The sequence below is a fragment of the Flavobacterium sp. genome, assembly GCF_044360715.1.
In the GTDB taxonomy this organism is placed as follows: Bacteria; Bacteroidota; Bacteroidia; order Flavobacteriales; family Flavobacteriaceae; genus Flavobacterium.
Genome location: NZ_JBIKJY010000005.1, coordinates 91,388 through 110,833, shown reverse-complemented (window position 1 = coordinate 110,833; position 19,446 = coordinate 91,388). Strand labels below are relative to the sequence as shown.

Sequence of the window (19,446 nt, the reverse complement as noted above, 5' to 3'; positions counted from 1 at the left end):
ATAACATCGTAGGAATAGGATCCCATTTTGCAGAAAAATCCATTAAGGTAAAATAATCAACTTCCATTGAAAAACTACCTTTGCCGTGTTCTTCTGTGGTATCAATATCAGAAAACTCATATTTCATAGGTTGTTTTTCCAAAATAAAATCTTTAAACGCAAAAGTATTATTGTAATCAATTTTGGCTTGATAATTAGGTTCGCTGGCATCGCCATCAAACATAGGTTCGCAAATATCTGTATTTTGTGCAGAAAGCGCAATATCAAAACTATCTGTTGCAGAACACATGGCAAACATAAATCCACCGCCAATTACGTAATCTCTTATTTTTGTAGCGACTGCTAATTTTTCTTCAGAAACTTTATTATATCCTAAATTTTTAGCCAATGCTTCTGCTTCTGCTTTTTGTTGAATATACCAAGGCGCATTTCTGTAATTGCTAAAAAACTTACCATATTGTCCTGTAAAATCTTCGTGATGCAAATGCAGCCATTCATACAAAACAAGTTGATCTGATAAAACTTCTGTATCGTAAATTTCGGTATAAGGAATTTCGGCATAAGTGAGGACCATTGTTACCGCATCATCCCAAGGTTGCTTTCCTTTTGGAGTGTACACTGCAATTTTAGGCGCTTTTTCTAAAACCACCGTTTCCATATTTTGAGATGGACTACTAATTTCTTCTAATATGGAAGCTGTTGCAGCATCTGTTAAGACTTCAAAAGAAACTCCTCTAATCTGGCATTCTTTTCTTATATCATCGCCATCAGGCAATAAAAAAGAACCGCCACGATAATTTAATAACCAATTTACTTTATAATTTTTAGCTAAAGCCCAATACGTAATTCCATACGCTTTTAAATGATTTTGTTGCCCATCGCTATCCATTGGTAACAATACCGAAGATGCATTTAATTTTGTAAAACAAATTAAAATAAGTAAAAAAACAAGTTGTTTTATATAGTTCATCAAAAGCTATTTTTGTAAATATACAAATTAATGATTAAAATGGCACGTCGCTATCTTCGATAAAACCAGAATTCATACTACTTCCAAAGGCATCATTTGGTGAAGGTAAATTTGGTGTAGCAAACGGATTTTGTGCGTCTAAATTCATTTTAGAAGGCATCGAATCGTTATAAGTCATTCCAAATTCATCTAAATTATCAAACTTACCAAATTGTCCTAAGAATTTCAATCTGATATTATCTAAACTACCATTTCTATGTTTTGCAACAATAAATTCTGCCTGATTTGTGGTTGGAGCTGCTTCATCATCATCCCAATTGTCAATTTTATAATATTCTGGACGATAAATAAACGATACAATATCTGCATCTTGCTCAATTGCACCCGATTCACGTAAATCGGAAAGTAAGGGTCTTTTACTTGAACCACGTGTTTCCACAGCACGTGATAACTGAGAAAGTGCAATTACAGGAACGCTTAATTCTTTTGCCAAAGCTTTTAAACTTCTTGAAATCATAGAAATTTCTTGCTCTCTATTACCGCCACCTTTTCCTGAAGTTCCAGCAGACATTAATTGCAAATAGTCAATTACAATTAATTTAATACCGTGTTGCGAAACTAAACGACGGGCTTTTGCTCGTAAATCAAAAATAGATAACGAAGGCGTATCGTCAATATATAAAGGTGCTTTTTCTAAATCTTTAACTTTTACATTTAATTGCTCCCATTCGTGAGGTTCTAAATCTCCTTTTCTAAGCTTTTCTGAAGTTAAGCCAGTTTCACTCGAAATCAAACGTGTAATTAATTGTACAGAAGACATTTCCAATGAAAAAAGTGCAACAGGTTCGTTTCCTGAAACCGCTATATTTCTTGCCATTGATAAAACAAATGCTGTTTTTCCCATACCTGGACGAGCAGCAATAATAATTAAATCAGAAGGTTGCCACCCAGAAGTTAAATCATCTAATTTTTTAAATCCTGATGGAATACCAGATAAACCTTCTTTATTTGAAATTTCTTCGATTCGTTGTTTGGCCTGATTTACAAGACTTTGAGCTGTTTCGTATCCTTTTTTAAGATTGCCTTGTGTAATTTCGTATAAATTAGTTTCAGCAGTATCTAATAAATCAAATACGTCCATTCCTTCATCATAACAATCTTCAATTAATTTACTTGAAATTGAGATTAAACTTCTTTGAATGAATTTTTGAAGAATAATTCGGGCGTGAAAAACGATATGAGCCGAAGAGGCAATTTTTTGAGTAAGTTGTATTAAATAAAAATCGCTACCTGCTAATTCTAAATTTCCGTTTCTTTTTAATTGTGCCGAAACCGTTAATAAATCAATTGGTTGCGGAGGCGTACTATGAAACAGTTGATTAATAGCTTCATAAATATATTTGTGTGCTTCTTTATAAAACACATCTGGACTTAATAAATCAATAACTTCACCTGGAGCTTTTACGTCAATTAACATAGCTCCCAAAACTGCTTCTTCAATATCAACAGCTTGTGGTGGAAGTTTTCCTTTTTCTAAATTAATAGTAGTTGATTTATCTACCTTAACGGGGTTTATTGTAAATGCTTTTTCCATAAAGCGAAAGTAAAAAAAAATGTAGTAATATTGAATTTAACTTGTTAAAGAGAAACTGTTAATAACTATTTTATATTGTTAATATGTCAAAAAAAATCCGTCTTATCAATGAAAAATGATAAGACGGATAAATTATGAAATCGTTCTTATTTATCTGAAAACTCTCCCATTTTACTGTATTTTTCCATTCTTTGTGCTACTAATTCTTTTGTTGATAAGTCTTTTAGCTCGTTATACGATTTAGTAATCACTTTTTCAACTGTTTTAAACATCGTTTCTTTATCACGGTGCACCCCACCAAGTGGTTCTGGAATAATATCGTCAATTAATTTTTGCTTTTTCATATCTATAGCTGTAAGTTTTAAAGCTTCAGCTGCTTGTTCTTTAAATTCCCAGCTTCTCCATAAAATAGAAGAACAAGATTCTGGAGAAATTACAGAATACCAAGTGTTTTCTAACATAAAAACTCTGTCTCCTACTCCGATTCCTAATGCACCACCTGAAGCGCCTTCACCAATAATAATAGAAATAATTGGCGTTTTTAATCGTACCATTTCAAAAATATTACGAGCAATAGCTTCACCTTGTCCGCGTTCTTCTGCTTCTAAACCTGGATATGCACCAGGAGTGTCTATTAAAGTTAAAACAGGGATATTAAATTTTTCTGCCATTTTCATTAATCGTAACGCTTTACGGTATCCTTCAGGATTTGCCATACCAAAATTACGTAATTGACGCATTTTAGTATTAATACCTTTCTGTTGCCCGATAATCATATACGATTGACCGTTTATTCTTCCTAAACCACCTACCATAGCTTTGTCATCTTTAAAATTTCTGTCTCCAAATAATTCTAAAAATGTACCATCGGTTAGGTTAGTAATGTATTCTAAAGTATACGGTCTGTTTGGATGACGCGACATTTGAACACGTTGCCAAGCCGTAAGATTTTTGTATATATCTTTTTTTGCTTTTTCTAATTTATCTTCCAATTGTTTGCAAGTTGCTGATACATCAACATCAGATTCTTGACCTAAAACAACGCATTTTTCCAATTGATCTTCAAGCTCTTTTATTGGCAATTCAAAATCTAAATATTCCATAAAAGTTATTTTATTTTAATTTGTTTGTAAATACAAAGATACTATTTAATAATTATTTGAATAATTTTTAAAGCGATATCTAACTACTTTTTTTTCTATTTCTAATTAATCCATTCAAAATCACAGTAATTAGTATGATTGTAGCGCCAATATAAAACGAAAAACTCATTTGTTCCTTTTTTTCGAAAATTAGAACGGCTAAAGCAATCCCGTATACTGGTTCTAAATTTATAGTTAGCATTACTGTATAAGGCGAAATGTACTTCATAACATTTACCGATGCAATAAATGCATAAGCAGTACAAATAGATGCTAAAATACCTAACCACATAAAATCGGTAAGTGTGATGTTGAAAAATTCTGCTGTAAATTGTTTTGTAAACAGCAAAAAAACGCTTAAAAATAGTACTCCACCTAACAACTCGTAAAAAGAAACTATTGTAGCATCAATTCTTTGTGCAAATTTACCATTTATTATAGAAAAACTTGCCGATAAAAAAGCAGAAGTTAAGGCTAATACTACGCCGTGCATAGTACCTGACATATTACTAGTTATGCTCTTTTGAATAAAATTTGGTTCCGAAGATTCAATTACAAAATACAAACCAATTAAAACAATTAGTCCAAATACGATTTCGTACCAAACCATTTTTCTTTTGTAAAAAATGGGTTCTAAAATTGAAGTAAAAAAAGCTCCCGTAGATAAACAAGCTAATGTTATAGAAATATTAGAAACTTTAATGGCTTTAAAAAAGGTTATCCAGTGTAAGGCAATTACTAATCCTGAAACTATAAGTAATATAATGTCTTTTCTGGCTAATTGAAAACTTGATTTTCGATAATAAATGTATCCAAAAATTAAAACAACCGCTAATGACATTCGCCACCAAACCAGTGGTAATGCATCTAAAGAAATTAGCTTACCTAAAATAGCTGTAAAACCCCAAATAAAAACAATTAAATGAAGATGTAAATTATGTTTTAAATTAACGTCTGGCATTTCTTAACAAATAAAATGCTAAAATTCCGAAAATAAAGTTGGGAAACCACACCGCTAAAAACGGAGGAATACTTGAGCTTTCGGCTAAGGTTCCAAAAATTTTATCGAAAAACACAAATGAAAAGGCAACTAAAATTCCAATAGCTAAATTTATTCCCATTCCGCCTCTGCGTTTCATTGCTGAAACAGAAACTGCGATTATGGTTAAAATAAATGCCGAAACAGGAATACTGAATTTCTTGTACAAAACCACTAAATATACATCTAAACTTGAACTTCCTTTTGCTCGCTCTTTATCAATAAATTTAATTAATTTAAAAATATTCATAGTTTCAGCAGCATAAATTGTGGGTGACAAGTCATCTGGTTCAAAATCGAATTTTCTTATTAATTTTTCTTGTCTTTCGATGATATCGTTTTCTTTACCAATCGTTCTTTTTACATAATTAAACAACGTATAATCTTTTGTTTTTTCATTATACTTTACTCGATTTGCGTATAATTTGTATTCTAATTTATTGTCATTAAACTTTTCGTAAATAAAATCAAAACCTGTTTTCGATGATCCATTATAGCTACTAACATACAAGTATTCATTGGGTTTCACTTGACGAAAAATATCTGTTGTTTGTCTGATTTCTGTATTCTTTTTTAAATAATCATATCTAAAACTCCAATATTTTTCACTGGCATCTGGTAATATAAAGAAGCCCATTAATAAAGTTACTAATGATACTAAAGTAGCACCTACAATATAAGGTCGTAAAAAACGCGTAAATGAAATTCCTGAACTTAGAATGGCAATAATTTCGCTATTGTTGGCTAATTTTGAAGTAAACCAAATGATAGATAAAAACAGAAAAATCGGAAATAATAAATTAGCAAAATAAATGGTAAAGCCATAATAGTAAACCAATACATCTTTAATAGCTACTTTGTTTTCAATCATACGATTGATTTTTTCGGATACGTCAATAATAATTCCAATAGGAATAAACATAAACAACATAGCTGTAAATGTGATTAAGTATCTTTTAAATATGTACCAATCTATTTTTTTCATAATTTATTTGGCTGTTTTTGTTTATGATTTTATAATGTCTCCTAAACTTTTAAACACTAACCTTTTAAACAAAATCTTACAATCTTGTTGTTACTTTTTTAACCATGATGTCTTTCCATTCTCTGAAAGTTCCCGCTAAAATTTGTTTTCTTGCTTCGCGAACTAACCACATATAAAATCCAAGATTATGAATGGTTGCAATTTGTTTTCCTAAAAATTCATTTGCAATAAACAAATGTCTCAAATACGCTTTCGAATAATCCGTATCTACATATGTATGTGCCATCGCATCAATTGAAGAAAAATCTTCTTCCCACTTCTTATTTTTGATATTAATAAATCCTTCAGAGGTAAATAACATTCCATTTCGTGCATTACGAGTTGGCATCACACAATCGAACATATCAATACCTAATGCGATATTTTCTAAAATATTGGCTGGTGTGCCTACTCCCATTAAATAACGAGGTTTGTCTTTTGGCAAAATAGCGGTTACCACTTCTGTCATGGCATACATTTCTTCCGCTGGTTCACCTACTGAAAGTCCTCCAATTGCATTCCCAACTTGATTTCTACTGGCAATAAATTCAGCCGATTGCTGACGTAAATCTTTATACGTACTTCCTTGAACAATTGGAAAAAAAGCTTGTGAATAATCATATTTAAAAGGCAATGTATCTAAATGGTTGATGCATCTATCTAACCAACGATGTGTCATATGCATAGAACGTTGTGCATATTTGTAATCGCATGGATACGGCGTACATTCATCAAAAGCCATAATAATATCAGCACCAATAGTACGTTGGGTTTCCATTACGTTTTCTGGTGAAAAAAAGTGATACGAACCATCTAAATGCGATTTAAACTTTACACCTTCTTCTTTAATTTTTCGTCGCCCTGATAATGAATAAACTTGGTAACCACCAGAATCGGTTAAAATATTTCTATCCCAATTCATAAATTTATGTAAACCTCCTGCTTTTTCTAATACGTCTAATTTTGGTCTTAAATACAAATGATAGGTATTTCCTAAAATTATATCTGGATTAATATCGTTTTTCAATTCACGTTGGTGCACTCCTTTAACAGAGGCTACTGTTCCAACAGGCATAAAAATTGGTGTTTCAATTACACCGTGATCAGTTGTTATAAGTCCAGCTCGTGCTTGGCTTTGAGCATCTGTTTTTAATAAATCGAATTTCATTATACTATTTTAAAGGGCAAATATAATTTAAAAGATTAGAAGATAGAAGTTAGCTACTGGAAGTTTTTACAACTTTATAATAAAATTAACGCTAACGGATATTTAATGAAATAATTAATTTGCAAAATTGAAAAATAGTATTACTTTTGCATCCACTTTAATCAACCTCTGGCGAAAGACGTGTATGTTGCTTAGATTTAATGATTTATATAAACAATTATGTCAAATTTACTTGATTTCGTTCAAAACGAATTAGTATCGAAAAAAGACTTTCCTAACTTTAGCGCAGGAGACACTATTACTGTGTACTACGAAATTAAAGAGGGTGAAAAAACAAGAACTCAGTTTTTCAAAGGTGTTGTAATTCAAAAAAGAGGGTCTTCTTCTACTGAAACATTTACAATCCGTAAAATGTCTGGAGCAATTGGTGTAGAACGTATCTTCCCAATTAACATGCCAGCTTTGCAAAAAATTGAAATGAACCAAAAAGGTAAAGTACGTAGAGCAAGAATTTACTACTTTAGAGAACTTACTGGTAAAAAAGCAAAAATCAAAGAAAGAAGAGGTTAATCTTTTTATTTGTACTTATAAAAAAATCCCGATACAATCGGGATTTTTTTTTATCCTTATTTTTTGAGCTATAAATTATTAAATCTGTAATTTTTAAGCCTTATATTATCAAATTCGAAATTGTGCTATTTTTTGTTGCTTACGAATTAAAATAACTCTAAATTTCTTATATTTGCTAACCTTAATTTAGAAACAAACAAACTATATAAATCATGTCAAAAATTTTTTATACCATTACGGATGAAGCACCTATGCTTGCCACACATTCGTTTTTACCTATTATTAAAGCTTTTACAAAAACGGCAAATATTGAAGTAGAAACTAGAGATATTTCATTAGCAGGAAGAATTTTATCTAACTTTCCTGAATATTTGAAAGACGACCAAAAAGTAGCTGATAATTTAGCCGAATTAGGACAATTAGCTACAACGCCTGAAGCAAATATTATAAAATTACCAAACGTTTCTGCTTCCATTCCTCAATTAAAAGAAGCCATAACAGAATTGCAATCACACGGTTATGCGATTCCTAATTTTGTAGAAGAACCCCAAAACGATACAGAAAAAGAAATAAAAGCAAAATATTCAAAAGTACTTGGTTCTGCAGTAAATCCTGTTTTACGTGAAGGAAATTCAGACAGACGTGCACCAAAAGCCGTTAAGAATTACGCCAAACATAACCCACATTCAATGGGGACTTGGAATGCCGATTCTAAAACAGAAGTCGCACATATGATTGAAGGCGATTTTTACGGAACTGAAACTTCTACAACCATTGAAAATGATTCGAAATTCAGAATTGTATTTGAAGGAAATGATGGCACTTCAAAAGTATTAAAAGATTTTTCAAATTTAAAAGCTGGAGAAATCATTGATAGTTCAATAATGAATTTAAAAGCTTTAAAAGAATATTCAAAGAAAACAATTGCATACGCAAAAGAAAAAAACGTAATGCTTTCTGCTCATTTGAAAGCTACAATGATGAAAATTTCGGATCCAATTATTTTCGGCGCTATTGTTGAAACCTATTTTGAAGCCGTTTATACTAAATATTCAGACCTATTTAAATCTTTAGACATTCATCCGAATAATGGTTTGCAAGATTTGTACAATAAAATTGTTGGAATTTCTGAAGAAGAGGCTATTAAACAAGACCTAGCTGCTGCTTTAACAAACGGACCAAAAGTAGCTATGGTGAATTCTGATAAAGGAATTACTAATTTTCACGTTTCTTCTGATATTATTGTAGATGCTTCTATGGCAGCTTTAGCAAGAAGTGGTGGGAAAATGTGGAATACAGATGGGAAAGAAGAAGATACTATTACAATGATTCCAGATCGTTCGTATGCTGGTTTTTATACCGCAGTTATTGACGATATGAAAAAATATGGTGCTTTAGACCCAAGAACAATGGGTTCTGTGCCAAATGTTGGATTAATGGCTCAAAAAGCAGAAGAATATGGTTCGCACGACAAAACTTTTCAATTGTCTGCAGCTGGAATTGTAAAAGTGGAAAATGAAAACGGAGCGACTTTGCTTTCTCAAAAAGTAGAAGCTGGCGATATTTTCAGAATGTGTCAAACTAAAGATGCACCAATTCAAGATTGGGTAAAATTAGCCGTAAACAGAGCCCGTTTATCTGACACTCCAGCACTTTTTTGGTTAGATAAAGATAGAGCTCACGATAGAGAAATTATCAAAAAAGTAGAAAAATATTTAAAAAATTACGATACTTCAGGTTTAGATATTCGTATTTTAGATGTTAAAGACGCTATGTCAGAAACATTAAAAAGAATTAGAGAAGGAAAAGACACCATTTCAGTTTCTGGAAATGTTTTACGTGATTACTTAACCGATTTGTTTCCTATTTTAGAATTAGGCACTTCAGCCAAAATGCTTTCTATTGTTCCATTAATGAATGGTGGTGGTTTATTTGAAACTGGAGCAGGTGGTTCTGCACCAAAACACGTAGAGCAATTTATTGATGAAGGCTACTTACGTTGGGATTCATTAGGTGAAATTTTAGCTTTAGGCGTTTCTTTGGAACATTTAGGACAAAGTTTAAATAATGAAAAAGCATTAGTTTTATCAGAAACCTTAGACCAAGCAACAGAAAAATTCTTGGCAAATGATAAGTCGCCGGCTCGTAAAATTGGTCAATTAGACAATAGAGGTTCACACTTTTATATTGCTTTATATTGGGCACAAGCATTAGCTTCGCAAGATAAAAACGCTGAATTGAAAACCTACTTCACGCCTATTGCAGTAGAATTAACTGCTAACGAAGCAAAAATTGATGCTGAATTAATTGAGGCTCAAGGTAAAAAACAAGAAATTGGCGGATATTATCAACCAAACGAAAGTTTATTAAGTGCTGCAATGCGTCCAAGCAAAACATTAAATGCTATAATAAATAAAATGTAAATTTGTTTACAAAGTAATTAAAGGCGATGTAGTTTTATATCGCCTTTTTTTAATTAACGCCAACTTAACAGATATTTTGTACTATTTTTACGAAATTTGTATCCAACATCGAAACAATTAAAAATGAAAAAAAATAACTTTTTAACACTCCTTTTTTTCTTACTCTTTACAGTTGCCTTTTCACAAGAAAAAGTAACATTAAGCGGTATAGTAAAAGATCAAAAATCTAATGAAACGTTAATTGGCGTAACAATTTCTTTTCAAAATAGTATAACTACTCGAACTTCGTTAACTAATGAATACGGGTTTTATTCCATTTCTTTGCCTAAAGGCGAATATAAAGTCGAAATAAATTCTTTAAGTTTTGATGGTTTTTCAGAAGTAATTACATTGGAATCAAACACTAAAAAAGATTTGTTTTTAAATGAAAAATCAAATGAGATTGAACAAGTTGTAGTGGCCGGAAACTCAAAAAAACTACAAATTGACAAACCAGAAATGAGCGTCAACAAACTAACTATTTCTCAAATAAAATCAATGCCAGCCATTTTAGGTGAAGTAGATGTGATTAAGTCAATTTTAACTTTGCCTGGCGTTACAAATGCTGGAGAAGGCCAATCTGGATTTAACGTTCGTGGCGGTGCTGCAGATCAAAATTTAATATTATTAGACGAAGCGACAATTTATAATTCTTCACATTTATTTGGGTTTTTCTCTGTTTTTAATGCCGATGCTATTAAAGATTTAAAGCTATATAAAGGTGGAATTCCTGCAAGATTTGGCGGAAGAGTAGCTTCTGTATTAGATATTTATCAGAAAGAGGGAAATAGTAAAAAATTCGGAATGAATGGTGGTATCGGTTTAATTTCAAGTAGAATTTTAGCCGAAGGACCAATTGTAAAAGACAAAGGCTCTTTCTTAGTAGCAGGAAGAAGTAGTTATGCTCATCTATTTTTAAAACTTGCTGATAATAACAACACCGCTTATTTTTATGACTTAAACACAAAAATAAATTACAAATTAAACGAGAATAACAACTTATTTTTATCTGGTTATTTTGGAAGAGACGTTTTTAGTTTAAACAATCAATTTATAAACACTTACGGAAATTCGGTATTAAACGTAAGATGGAATCACTTATTTAATGATAAATTATTTTCAAATGCTTCGTTTATTTATAGTGATTATTACTACGGTTTGACTTTAGATTTTATTGGTTTCAATTGGGAAAGCGGCATTAAAAACTACAACTTCAAATACGATTTTAAACATTATATTTCGGACAATTTTAAATTATTTTATGGAGCAAATGCTATTTATTACAATTTCAATCCAGGAAGAATTGAACCTATAGATTCAAATTCGAGCATAAATGAAAAGCAACTTGCCAAAAAACACGCCTTTGAACCTGCTTTTTATATAGATGCTGAACAAAAATTAACAGATAAACTTTCTGTAAATTACGGATTAAGATATAGTATGTTTTATCGATTAGGCGAACAAACCATGAATGTTTATGCAAATAACCAACCCGTAACGTATGATGCAGATTTAGGTATTTACGAAAAAGCAACTCCTGTTGACAAAAAGTATTATGGAAAAAATGAAACTATTGCCAATTTTGGAAATTTAGAACCACGAATTGCTTTGGCATATACTATTAACGACAATCAATCTGTGAAAGCGAGTTATAATAGAATGAGTCAATATTTGCATTTAATTTCCAATACACAATCGCCAACTCCATTAGATATTTGGACACCGAGTGATAACTTCTTAAAACCTCAAATTTTAGATCAATTTGCAGTGGGATATTTTAAAAACTTAAAAAATGGCGATTATACATTAGAAGTAGAATCGTTTTATAAAATGGTGAAAAACAGATTAGATTATATTGATGGTGCTGACTTAATTGCCAATGAAGCAATTGAACAAGTGGTATTAGCAGGAAAAACTCGAGCTTATGGATTAGAAATTATGGCTAAGAAAAACGTAGGTAAACTTTCTGGTTGGATTTCATACACGCTTTCACGTTCGGAACAACAAACTGCCGGAAGAACACCTATTGAATCAGGAATAAATAATGGCAACTGGTACAAAACAGGTTGGGACAAAACACATAATATTTATGTAACAGGAAGTTATAAATTAAATCAAAAATGGAGTTTTGGAAGTATTTTCACCTATCAAACGGGGCAACCGGTAACTTTTCCAACGGCGCAATATCAATATCAAGGCATCAATGTTCCTGTATATAGTGATAGAAATCAAGATAATTTACCCGCTTATCATCGTATAGATGTTTCTGCTACTTTAAATCCAACAAAAAACAAAGGAAGAAAATGGCAAGGCGAATGGGTTTTCTCTGTATATAATTTATATGGCAGACAAAATGCAGCATCTATAAATTTCAGACAAAATCAAGATAGTGGTTTAAATGAAGCGGTAAGGCTTTCTATTTTTGGAATCGTACCGAGTGTAACTTATAATTTTAAATTTTAAAACAATGAAAAATAATATAAAATATTTCATTTTAGCAATTGGTTTATTTCTATTTAGTTGCGAAGAAGTAGTTGATGTAGATTTAAATAATAGCGAACCAAAATTGGTTATTGATGCTTCTATTAAATGGGAAAAAGGTACGTCTGGTAATGAACAATCTATCAAAATAACAACAACTGCTGATTATTTCAACAACATTGTACCTGTTGTAAATGGAGCAATTGTAAAAATAACAGATTCAAATAACATTATTTTTAATTTCTTAGAAGTAGGTACAACTGGAATTTATAAATGTACTAATTTTACACCAGTACTAAATGGTTTTTATACTTTAACAGTAATTCATAACGGACAAACGTATTCTGCCACAGATAAACTATATCCAGTTCCTGCAATCACTTCAATCCAACAAAGTTTAAACGGTATAACCGGAAATGATATAGAACTAAAGTTTAATTTTCAAGATAACGGTACAGAATCTAATTTTTATTTAGAAGAATACGAAGTGCCTTATAGACCCTTTCCGCTTTTAGGTGTATTTAACGATGAATTTACTAATGGCAATCAAATGTTTTCTTTGCTAATTGATGAAGATTTAGCACCAGCACAAAATGTAAAATTTTCGTTACACGGAATTTCAGAACGTTATCATAATTTTATGAATATTCTAATTAGTATTTCTGGCGGATTGAGCAATGGTCCGTTTAGCACACCACCAGCAACTGTAAAAGGGAATATTATCAACCAAACCAATAGCACTAATTACCCTTTAGGTTATTTTAGATTGTCAGAAGTGGATGTGAGAAATTATACAATTCAATAGCAAAATCATCATTTGTTTTTAAACACAGATTTAAGAAATTATAAAAATTTATATAATTTCTTAAATCTGTGTTTCTTTTTAAATCTCAATTTACAAAAATCAATAAAAAACAATAACTTTGACTAATGTAAGCATCAACTTACAAAAACTAAAAACGACAAACTATAAACATTAATTATGTCTTCACATCATATTGTTCGCGATGACCAAGAACCTGCTTTAATTATTGCAAATGGTTTGGCTTGTAATACCGAACTTTTAGGGCAACTTTTAGAATGGTCGCCATTGGTAATAGTTTTAGATGCAGCAATAGAACGTGTTTTGGAATTAGGTATAAAAGTAGATGTTTTATTAGGTGATTTCGATAGAAATTTTGATACTGAATATTATAAAAATAACCATTATCCAATTGAAATTATCCATACTCCAGATCAAAATAAAACTGATTTAGAAAAAGCTTTCGATTTTTTAATACAAAAAGGACATAAAGCGGCAAATGTAGTATGGGCAACTGGCAAACGAGCGGATCATACTTTAAACAATTTTTCTACACTTGCATCATACAGGAATCAATTAAAAATTGTTTTATATGATGACCATTCAAAAGTATTTCTGTTACCAAATTCCTACAAAAAATGGTATCCAAAAAACAGTATTATTTCGCTAATTCCATTAGGAAAAGTAGAAAATATTTGTACCGAAAATTTATTTTACAAATTACAAAATGAAACTTTAGAATTGGGATTTCGAACAGGAAGCAGTAATCACGTTTGCGAAGATGGAATAATTACAATTACTCACGAAAAAGGTAATTTATTATTAATTGAAAGTTTTGATTAAAATGAAAAACTTTCAATTAAACGAGTTTTTGCATATAAAAGGTATTGGTTCTGCATCTGGATTAATTTACTATCAAAATGTACTTTTCATTATTTCAGATAACAGTACTTTTTTATATCAATATGTAATAGACAAAAAAATAGTTCTTAAATTTCCATTAGTAGATAATCCGCAAGAAAATATTGCAAAAAAAGACAAATTAGATTTAGAAGCTTTGACTCATTTTGGAAATCAAATTTTTATTTTTGGTTCTGGTTCAACGGCACAACGAAATACAATGTTTTCTTTAAATTTAGAAAATGATGCTTTACAAAAAAATGATTTGTCTGTATTGTATGAATTTTTAAGAAAATTAGCTTCATTAAACGATGATGAACTTAATATAGAAGGCGCTATTTGTGCAAATAAAACCATGTTGCTTTTTCAAAGAGGAAATGCCCAAAATAGCAAAAATGGAATTTTTATTATTCCTGATAATGCTTCACTCTCAAAACATTTTGTATCGATAACTTTACCCAAAATTGAAAACATTGAAGTTTCCTTTACAGATGCCGTTTTAGTTGATGAATTTATTTATTTTTTAGCAACTGCAGAAGATACTATTTCGACTTATGAAGACGGAGAAGTATTAGGTTCGCTTATTGGAAAAATGAAAAGTGACACATTTGAAATAATAGAAACACAAATTATATCTAATTCTCAAAAGTTTGAAGGCATTACATTATACAAAAACAACGAGATAGAAATTCAATTTTTACTCTGCGAAGACAATGATACAGAAATTTTAGAATCAAAAATTTATAAATTAACCTTAAAAAAATAAATATGAACCCAATTTTTAACCAAAACATTTTTTTAGTAAAAGAAAAAATAGGGATGTTTAAAGCATCTAATAACTTTGATATTTTTAATCCAGAAAACAATGAATTAGTATTAACATGTAGAGAACCAAATTTGGGCTTTTTCACAAAACTATTTCGTTTTACAGATTACAAAAGAATGACGCCTTTTGATATTGAAATCAGAACTGCATCTGGTGAATTAACCATTCAAATTAAAAGAGGCGTGACCATTTTTCGTTCCGATATTGATGTTTTTGATGGCGGTGGAAGAAAAATTGGCGTGTTTAAACAGAAATTCTTTTCATTTGGTGGCCGATTTGAAGTACACGACCATCAAGACAAACATTTATGTACACTACAAGGAAAATGGACAGGTTGGGACTTTAAATTTAATAAAGACAATAAAGAATTGGCTAATGTTTCTAAAAAATGGGCAGGTTTGGGTAAAGAATTTTTCACATCCGCCGATAACTATGTTATAAATATTACAGATGTAGCCGAAGAAAGCAAACTACGTCCATTGCTAATTGCAGCAGTAATGTGTATTGATATGGTTTTTAAAGAATAAGAAAATAAAAAAATCCCCAATTTTCATTGGGGATTTTTTATTATTTAACAGAAGCTGCTCTGTCTTTCATACCTATAGTTTCGTAACACAACCTTAAAGTTTTTTTAGTATCTTCATTTGTGACATCTAATTGATGGGCACGCTCAAAGTAAGGTAAAGCTTTTAAAAACATGGCTTTCCTCTTAGCTTTTAATTCATCATATTTATTAATATTTTTCAAATTTGCATTAATTTCTTCTACAATTTTGGTGTCTTCATTTAATAATAGAAACCCAACATTATATTGTAATTGGGCATTATTTGGATCTTTTTCTAAAATGCCTTCAATTAATTTTTGATAGGTTGCAACATCATTATTTCTGTAATAAATTGTGGCATGATCAATTTGAATTTGAACATCATCAGGATTTAATTTTATTGCCTCTAAAAAATCCATTTTTGCTTGTTCGTCATTTTTATTAAAAAAAGATAAAGCAAATATGCTTTTAGCAACTTCTTCAGGCTTTGTAGCGAATTTTTTTAATCCAGTACCCGTAAAACCAACTGCTTTAATTTCTCTATAATATTTTTCAGCATCAATATAGTCTTCAGCTTGCATAGCTGTGATGGCTGCGTTTTCTAAATTAGATACATCTGAAGGATCAAGTTGGTATGTATTATAAAACACTCTTGATGCTTCTTTATACTTTTTTGAATTATTAAAAACTAATGCCATTTGCATAAAAATTGGCTTAAAAGAAGTTATCGTTTCAATAATATCTTCAGAAAAAACTTTTTTACCTGTTTTTGTTTCATAATCTAAAGTAGTCCGCATTCCTTTAACCATGCTTGTAAATACATCTGGAGTAAATAGTTTTTGAATCATCATTGGATTAGGTTGTGCACCCATAGTTGACATTTCAGCTAGTGGCTGCATGGCCTTATAAAAACTTGCCGCCACTTTATCATCATCAGTTGATGCTAAAGCTTCTAATTTTAAAACGGTTTCTTTGTATTTAGAAAAATCATCAGCAGACAATTGGTCTTTATCATACAACTTTTTTAATGTTTTTAATTCGTCTTTTTGAGCGTAAGTTGATGCAAAAGCCAACAGTAAAGCCCCTAATACAATTTTTTTCATTTAGTTACTATTTTAGTTTTAAAAAAAGCCCAACGAATTGGGCTTAATAATTATTCCAATTCTTCGTTGTTGTCTGGTTCAACATCTGAATCATTATTTTCTGGAGTTTCTTCTTCAGAAGTTTCAGCTTCCAATACATCTATCGGATTTCCATCTTCATCTAGTTCCACTACTTCTTCATCTTCACGTAACACTTTAGTTACCGCAGCGATAGAATCGTTTCCTTTAATATTGATTAATCGTACACCTTGAGTGGCTCTTCCCATTACACGAAGGTCTGAAACCATCATACGAATCGTTAAACCTGATTTGTTGATAATCATTAAATCATCATCATCTGTTACGTTATTAATTGCAATTAACGAACCTGTTTTTTCAGTAATATTTAAGGTTTTCACACCTTTACCACCACGATTTGTAATTCTGTACACATCTTCACCATCATCATCAACTAATTTAGTACGTTTTCCGTACCCATTTTCAGTTACAACTAAAATTTGTGTTTCATTAATATCGTCTTTATTAACAGTTACAATTCCAATTACTTCGTCTGCTTCATCTTTTAAAGTGATTCCTCTAACTCCAGAAGCCGTTCTTCCCATTGGACGTGTTTTAGCTTCTTCAAAACGAACCATTTTACCAGATTTCCCAGCAATTAATACTTGACTTTCACCATTAGTTAATTTCGCTCCTAATAATTCATCCCCTTCTTTAATAGTAATTGCAGCAACTCCGTTTACACGTGGTTTAGAATACTTCTCTAAAGAGGTTTTCTTCACCTGACCTTGCTTGGTTACCATAATTAAGTTATGACTCTTAATATAATCTTGGTCTTTTAAGTCTTGTGTACAAATATAAGCAGCAACTTTATCGTCTGGTTCTATATTAATAATATTCTGAATTGCTCTTCCTTTACTTGCTTTTGTTCCTTCAGGAATTTCGTACACACGCATCCAGAAACATTTTCCTTTTTGAGTAAAGAACAATAAATATTGATGATTTGTAGCTACAAATAAATGCTCTAAGAAATCTTGATCTCTTGTTCCTGCAGATTTCTGACCTACTCCACCTCTATTTTGGGTTTTGTATTCTGATAATGAAGTACGTTTGATATAGCCTGCGTGCGAAATAGTAACAACTACATTTTCATCAGCAATTAAATCTTCAATACTTACATCGCCGCCAGAGTATTCAATTAACGAACGACGTTCATCTCCGTATTTCTCTTTTATTTCAGCTAACTCATCTTTAATGACTTGCATTCTTAATTCTTTACTAGCTAATAATTCTTTCAAGCTAGTAATTAACTTCATAATTTCATCGTATTCTGCTCTTAACTTATCTTGTTCTAAACCAGTAAGTTGACGTAGTCTCATTTCAACAATTGCTCGAGCTTGTAATTCCGATAAATTAAATCGTTCAATTAATCTTGCTCTTGCTTCTTCTCCGTCTTTTGAACCTCTAATAATTTTAATTACCTCATCAATATTATCTGATGCAATAATTAATCCTTCCAAAATATGTGCTCTTTCTTCTGCTTTTCTTAAATCGTATTGTGCACGTCTAACAACAACTTCGTGACGGTGTTCTACGAAATAATGAATTAAATCTTTAAGATTTAACATTTGTGGTCTTCCGTTAACCAATGCAATATTATTAACACTGAAAGAAGATTGCAATTGTGTGAATTTATAAAGCGTATTTAAAACTACATTTGGAACAGCATCACGTTTTAATTCATAAACAATACGCATACCTGTTCTATCCGATTCATCACGAATAGTAGAAATACCTTCTATTTTTTTCTCGTTAACCAAATCAGCCGTTTTTTTAATCATATCGGCTTTGTTAACTTGGTATGGAATTTCTGTTACAATAATCGATTCTTTACCATTTACTTCTTCAAACATAGTTTTCGCTCGCATAACAATACGACCTCTACCTGTTTTAAAAGCTTCTTTTACCCCTTCGTAACCATAAATAGTTCCTCCGGTAGGAAAATCTGGTGCTTTAATATATTTTATTAATTCATCAATTTCAATATCATTATTATCAATGTAAGCTAACGTTCCATCAATTACTTCTGATAAATTGTGTGGTGCCATATTCGTAGCCATACCTACTGCAATTCCTGAAGCTCCATTTATTAACAAAGTAGGTACTTTTGTAGGTAACACTTTAGGTTCTTCTAAGGTATCATCAAAATTCAACTGAAAATCAACCGTTTCTTTGTCAATATCTGCTAACATTTCTTCAGATATTTTTCTCATTCTGGCTTCGGTGTAACGCATTGCTGCAGGACTATCACCATCAACCGAACCAAAGTTACCTTGTCCGTCAACCATCAAATAACGTAAACTCCACTCTTGAGCCATACGAACCATAGCGTCATATACTGAAGTATCTCCGTGTGGGTGGTACTTACCCAATACTTCTCCAACAATTCTGGCAGACTTTTTATGGGCTCTATTAGAAAAAACTCCTAATTCATACATACCAAATAATACTCTTCTGTGAACTGGTTTTAAACCGTCTCTTACATCTGGTAACGCTCTTGATACAATAACCGACATCGAATAATCGATGTAGGCTGACTTCATTTCATCTTCAATATTAATAGGTATTAACTTTTCTCCGTCAGTCATAGGTATTTATTTAATTTTTACTGATTTTTTTAAACGTGCCAATATACGATTTTTTGTGTTTTTTGAAACTAAAATTTCCAATAAAATCGAAATACTTATCAACAATAATTGAAGAAAATTTTAACAAATAAATAGCTAATTTACTTTTATTTCTCGTTTTTTTTTTGTCAATTAGC

General features: G+C 31.0%; 15 protein-coding genes. 7 read left to right on the top strand and 8 right to left on the bottom strand.

Features of this window, described 5'->3' with window-relative positions; genetic code table 11:
* The 6 genes from ACIQ16_RS03005 to tgt all read right to left on the bottom strand — a co-directional run.
* Positions 1-970: asparagine synthetase B (locus ACIQ16_RS03005; RefSeq protein ID WP_396148537.1), on the bottom strand; the 970-nt coding region annotated here is incomplete at its 3' end.
* 34 nt (positions 971-1,004) lie between these two features.
* Positions 1,005-2,564 carry a replicative DNA helicase gene (gene dnaB / locus ACIQ16_RS03000; RefSeq protein WP_396148535.1) on the bottom strand — a complete coding sequence of 520 codons (1,560 nt, stop codon included), beginning with the start codon at positions 2,562-2,564 and terminating at the stop codon, positions 1,005-1,007.
* A 146-nt stretch (positions 2,565-2,710) separates the two neighbouring features.
* Complete coding sequence (locus ACIQ16_RS02995; RefSeq protein ID WP_396148533.1) at positions 2,711-3,667, bottom strand: acetyl-CoA carboxylase carboxyltransferase subunit alpha; 957 nt, start codon at positions 3,665-3,667, stop codon at positions 2,711-2,713.
* A 79-nt stretch (positions 3,668-3,746) separates the two neighbouring features.
* Positions 3,747-4,667 carry a DMT family transporter gene (locus ACIQ16_RS02990; RefSeq protein ID WP_396148531.1) on the bottom strand — a complete coding sequence of 307 codons (921 nt, stop codon included), beginning with the start codon at positions 4,665-4,667 and terminating at the stop codon, positions 3,747-3,749.
* Positions 4,654-5,730: an LptF/LptG family permease gene (locus tag ACIQ16_RS02985; protein ID WP_396148529.1), complete on the bottom strand. Its 1,077-nt coding sequence runs from the start codon at positions 5,728-5,730 to the stop codon at positions 4,654-4,656. Before ACIQ16_RS02985 ends, ACIQ16_RS02990 begins: the two co-directional genes overlap by 14 nt.
* 76 nt (positions 5,731-5,806) lie before the next feature.
* Positions 5,807-6,937, bottom strand: coding sequence for a tRNA guanosine(34) transglycosylase Tgt (gene tgt, locus ACIQ16_RS02980; RefSeq protein ID WP_396148527.1), 1,131 nt, complete (start codon positions 6,935-6,937; stop codon positions 5,807-5,809).
* A 219-nt stretch (positions 6,938-7,156) separates the two neighbouring features.
* Between tgt and rplS the strand changes: the two genes are divergently transcribed.
* The 7 genes from rplS to ACIQ16_RS02945 all read left to right on the top strand — a co-directional run bounded on the left by rplS (position 7,157) and on the right by ACIQ16_RS02945 (position 15,505).
* Complete coding sequence (rplS, locus tag ACIQ16_RS02975) at positions 7,157-7,507, top strand: 50S ribosomal protein L19 (RefSeq protein WP_353078200.1); 351 nt, start codon at positions 7,157-7,159, stop codon at positions 7,505-7,507.
* A gap of 212 nt (positions 7,508-7,719) precedes the next feature.
* A complete protein-coding gene (locus ACIQ16_RS02970; protein ID WP_396148525.1) occupies positions 7,720-9,930 on the top strand; it encodes an NADP-dependent isocitrate dehydrogenase in 2,211 nt (736 codons plus the stop codon).
* Between the two features lie 123 nt (positions 9,931-10,053).
* Positions 10,054-12,432: a carboxypeptidase-like regulatory domain-containing protein gene (locus ACIQ16_RS02965; RefSeq protein WP_396148523.1), complete on the top strand. Its 2,379-nt coding sequence runs from the start codon at positions 10,054-10,056 to the stop codon at positions 12,430-12,432.
* Between the two features lie 4 nt (positions 12,433-12,436).
* A complete protein-coding gene (locus tag ACIQ16_RS02960; RefSeq protein ID WP_396148521.1) occupies positions 12,437-13,255 on the top strand; it encodes a DUF4249 domain-containing protein in 819 nt (272 codons plus the stop codon).
* Between the two features lie 177 nt (positions 13,256-13,432).
* Positions 13,433-14,095, top strand: a complete 663-nt coding sequence (locus ACIQ16_RS02955) for a thiamine diphosphokinase (RefSeq protein ID WP_396148519.1) — start codon at positions 13,433-13,435, stop codon at positions 14,093-14,095.
* 1 nt (position 14,096) lies between these two features.
* A complete protein-coding gene (locus ACIQ16_RS02950) occupies positions 14,097-14,918 on the top strand; it encodes a DUF6929 family protein (RefSeq protein WP_396148517.1) in 822 nt (273 codons plus the stop codon).
* A 2-nt stretch (positions 14,919-14,920) separates the two neighbouring features.
* Positions 14,921-15,505 (top strand): phospholipid scramblase-related protein, encoded by a 585-nt coding sequence (locus ACIQ16_RS02945; RefSeq protein WP_396148515.1) that lies wholly within the window; start codon positions 14,921-14,923, stop codon positions 15,503-15,505.
* A 40-nt stretch (positions 15,506-15,545) separates the two neighbouring features.
* Here the strand turns inward: ACIQ16_RS02945 and ACIQ16_RS02940 are convergent, their stop codons facing one another.
* Both ACIQ16_RS02940 and gyrA read right to left on the bottom strand, forming a co-directional pair.
* Positions 15,546-16,625, bottom strand: coding sequence for a tetratricopeptide repeat protein (locus tag ACIQ16_RS02940; protein ID WP_396148513.1), 1,080 nt, complete (start codon positions 16,623-16,625; stop codon positions 15,546-15,548).
* 50 nt (positions 16,626-16,675) lie between these two features.
* Positions 16,676-19,270, bottom strand: a complete 2,595-nt coding sequence (gene gyrA, locus ACIQ16_RS02935) for a DNA gyrase subunit A (RefSeq protein WP_396148511.1) — start codon at positions 19,268-19,270, stop codon at positions 16,676-16,678.
* Between the last annotated feature and the right edge of the window lie 176 nt (positions 19,271-19,446).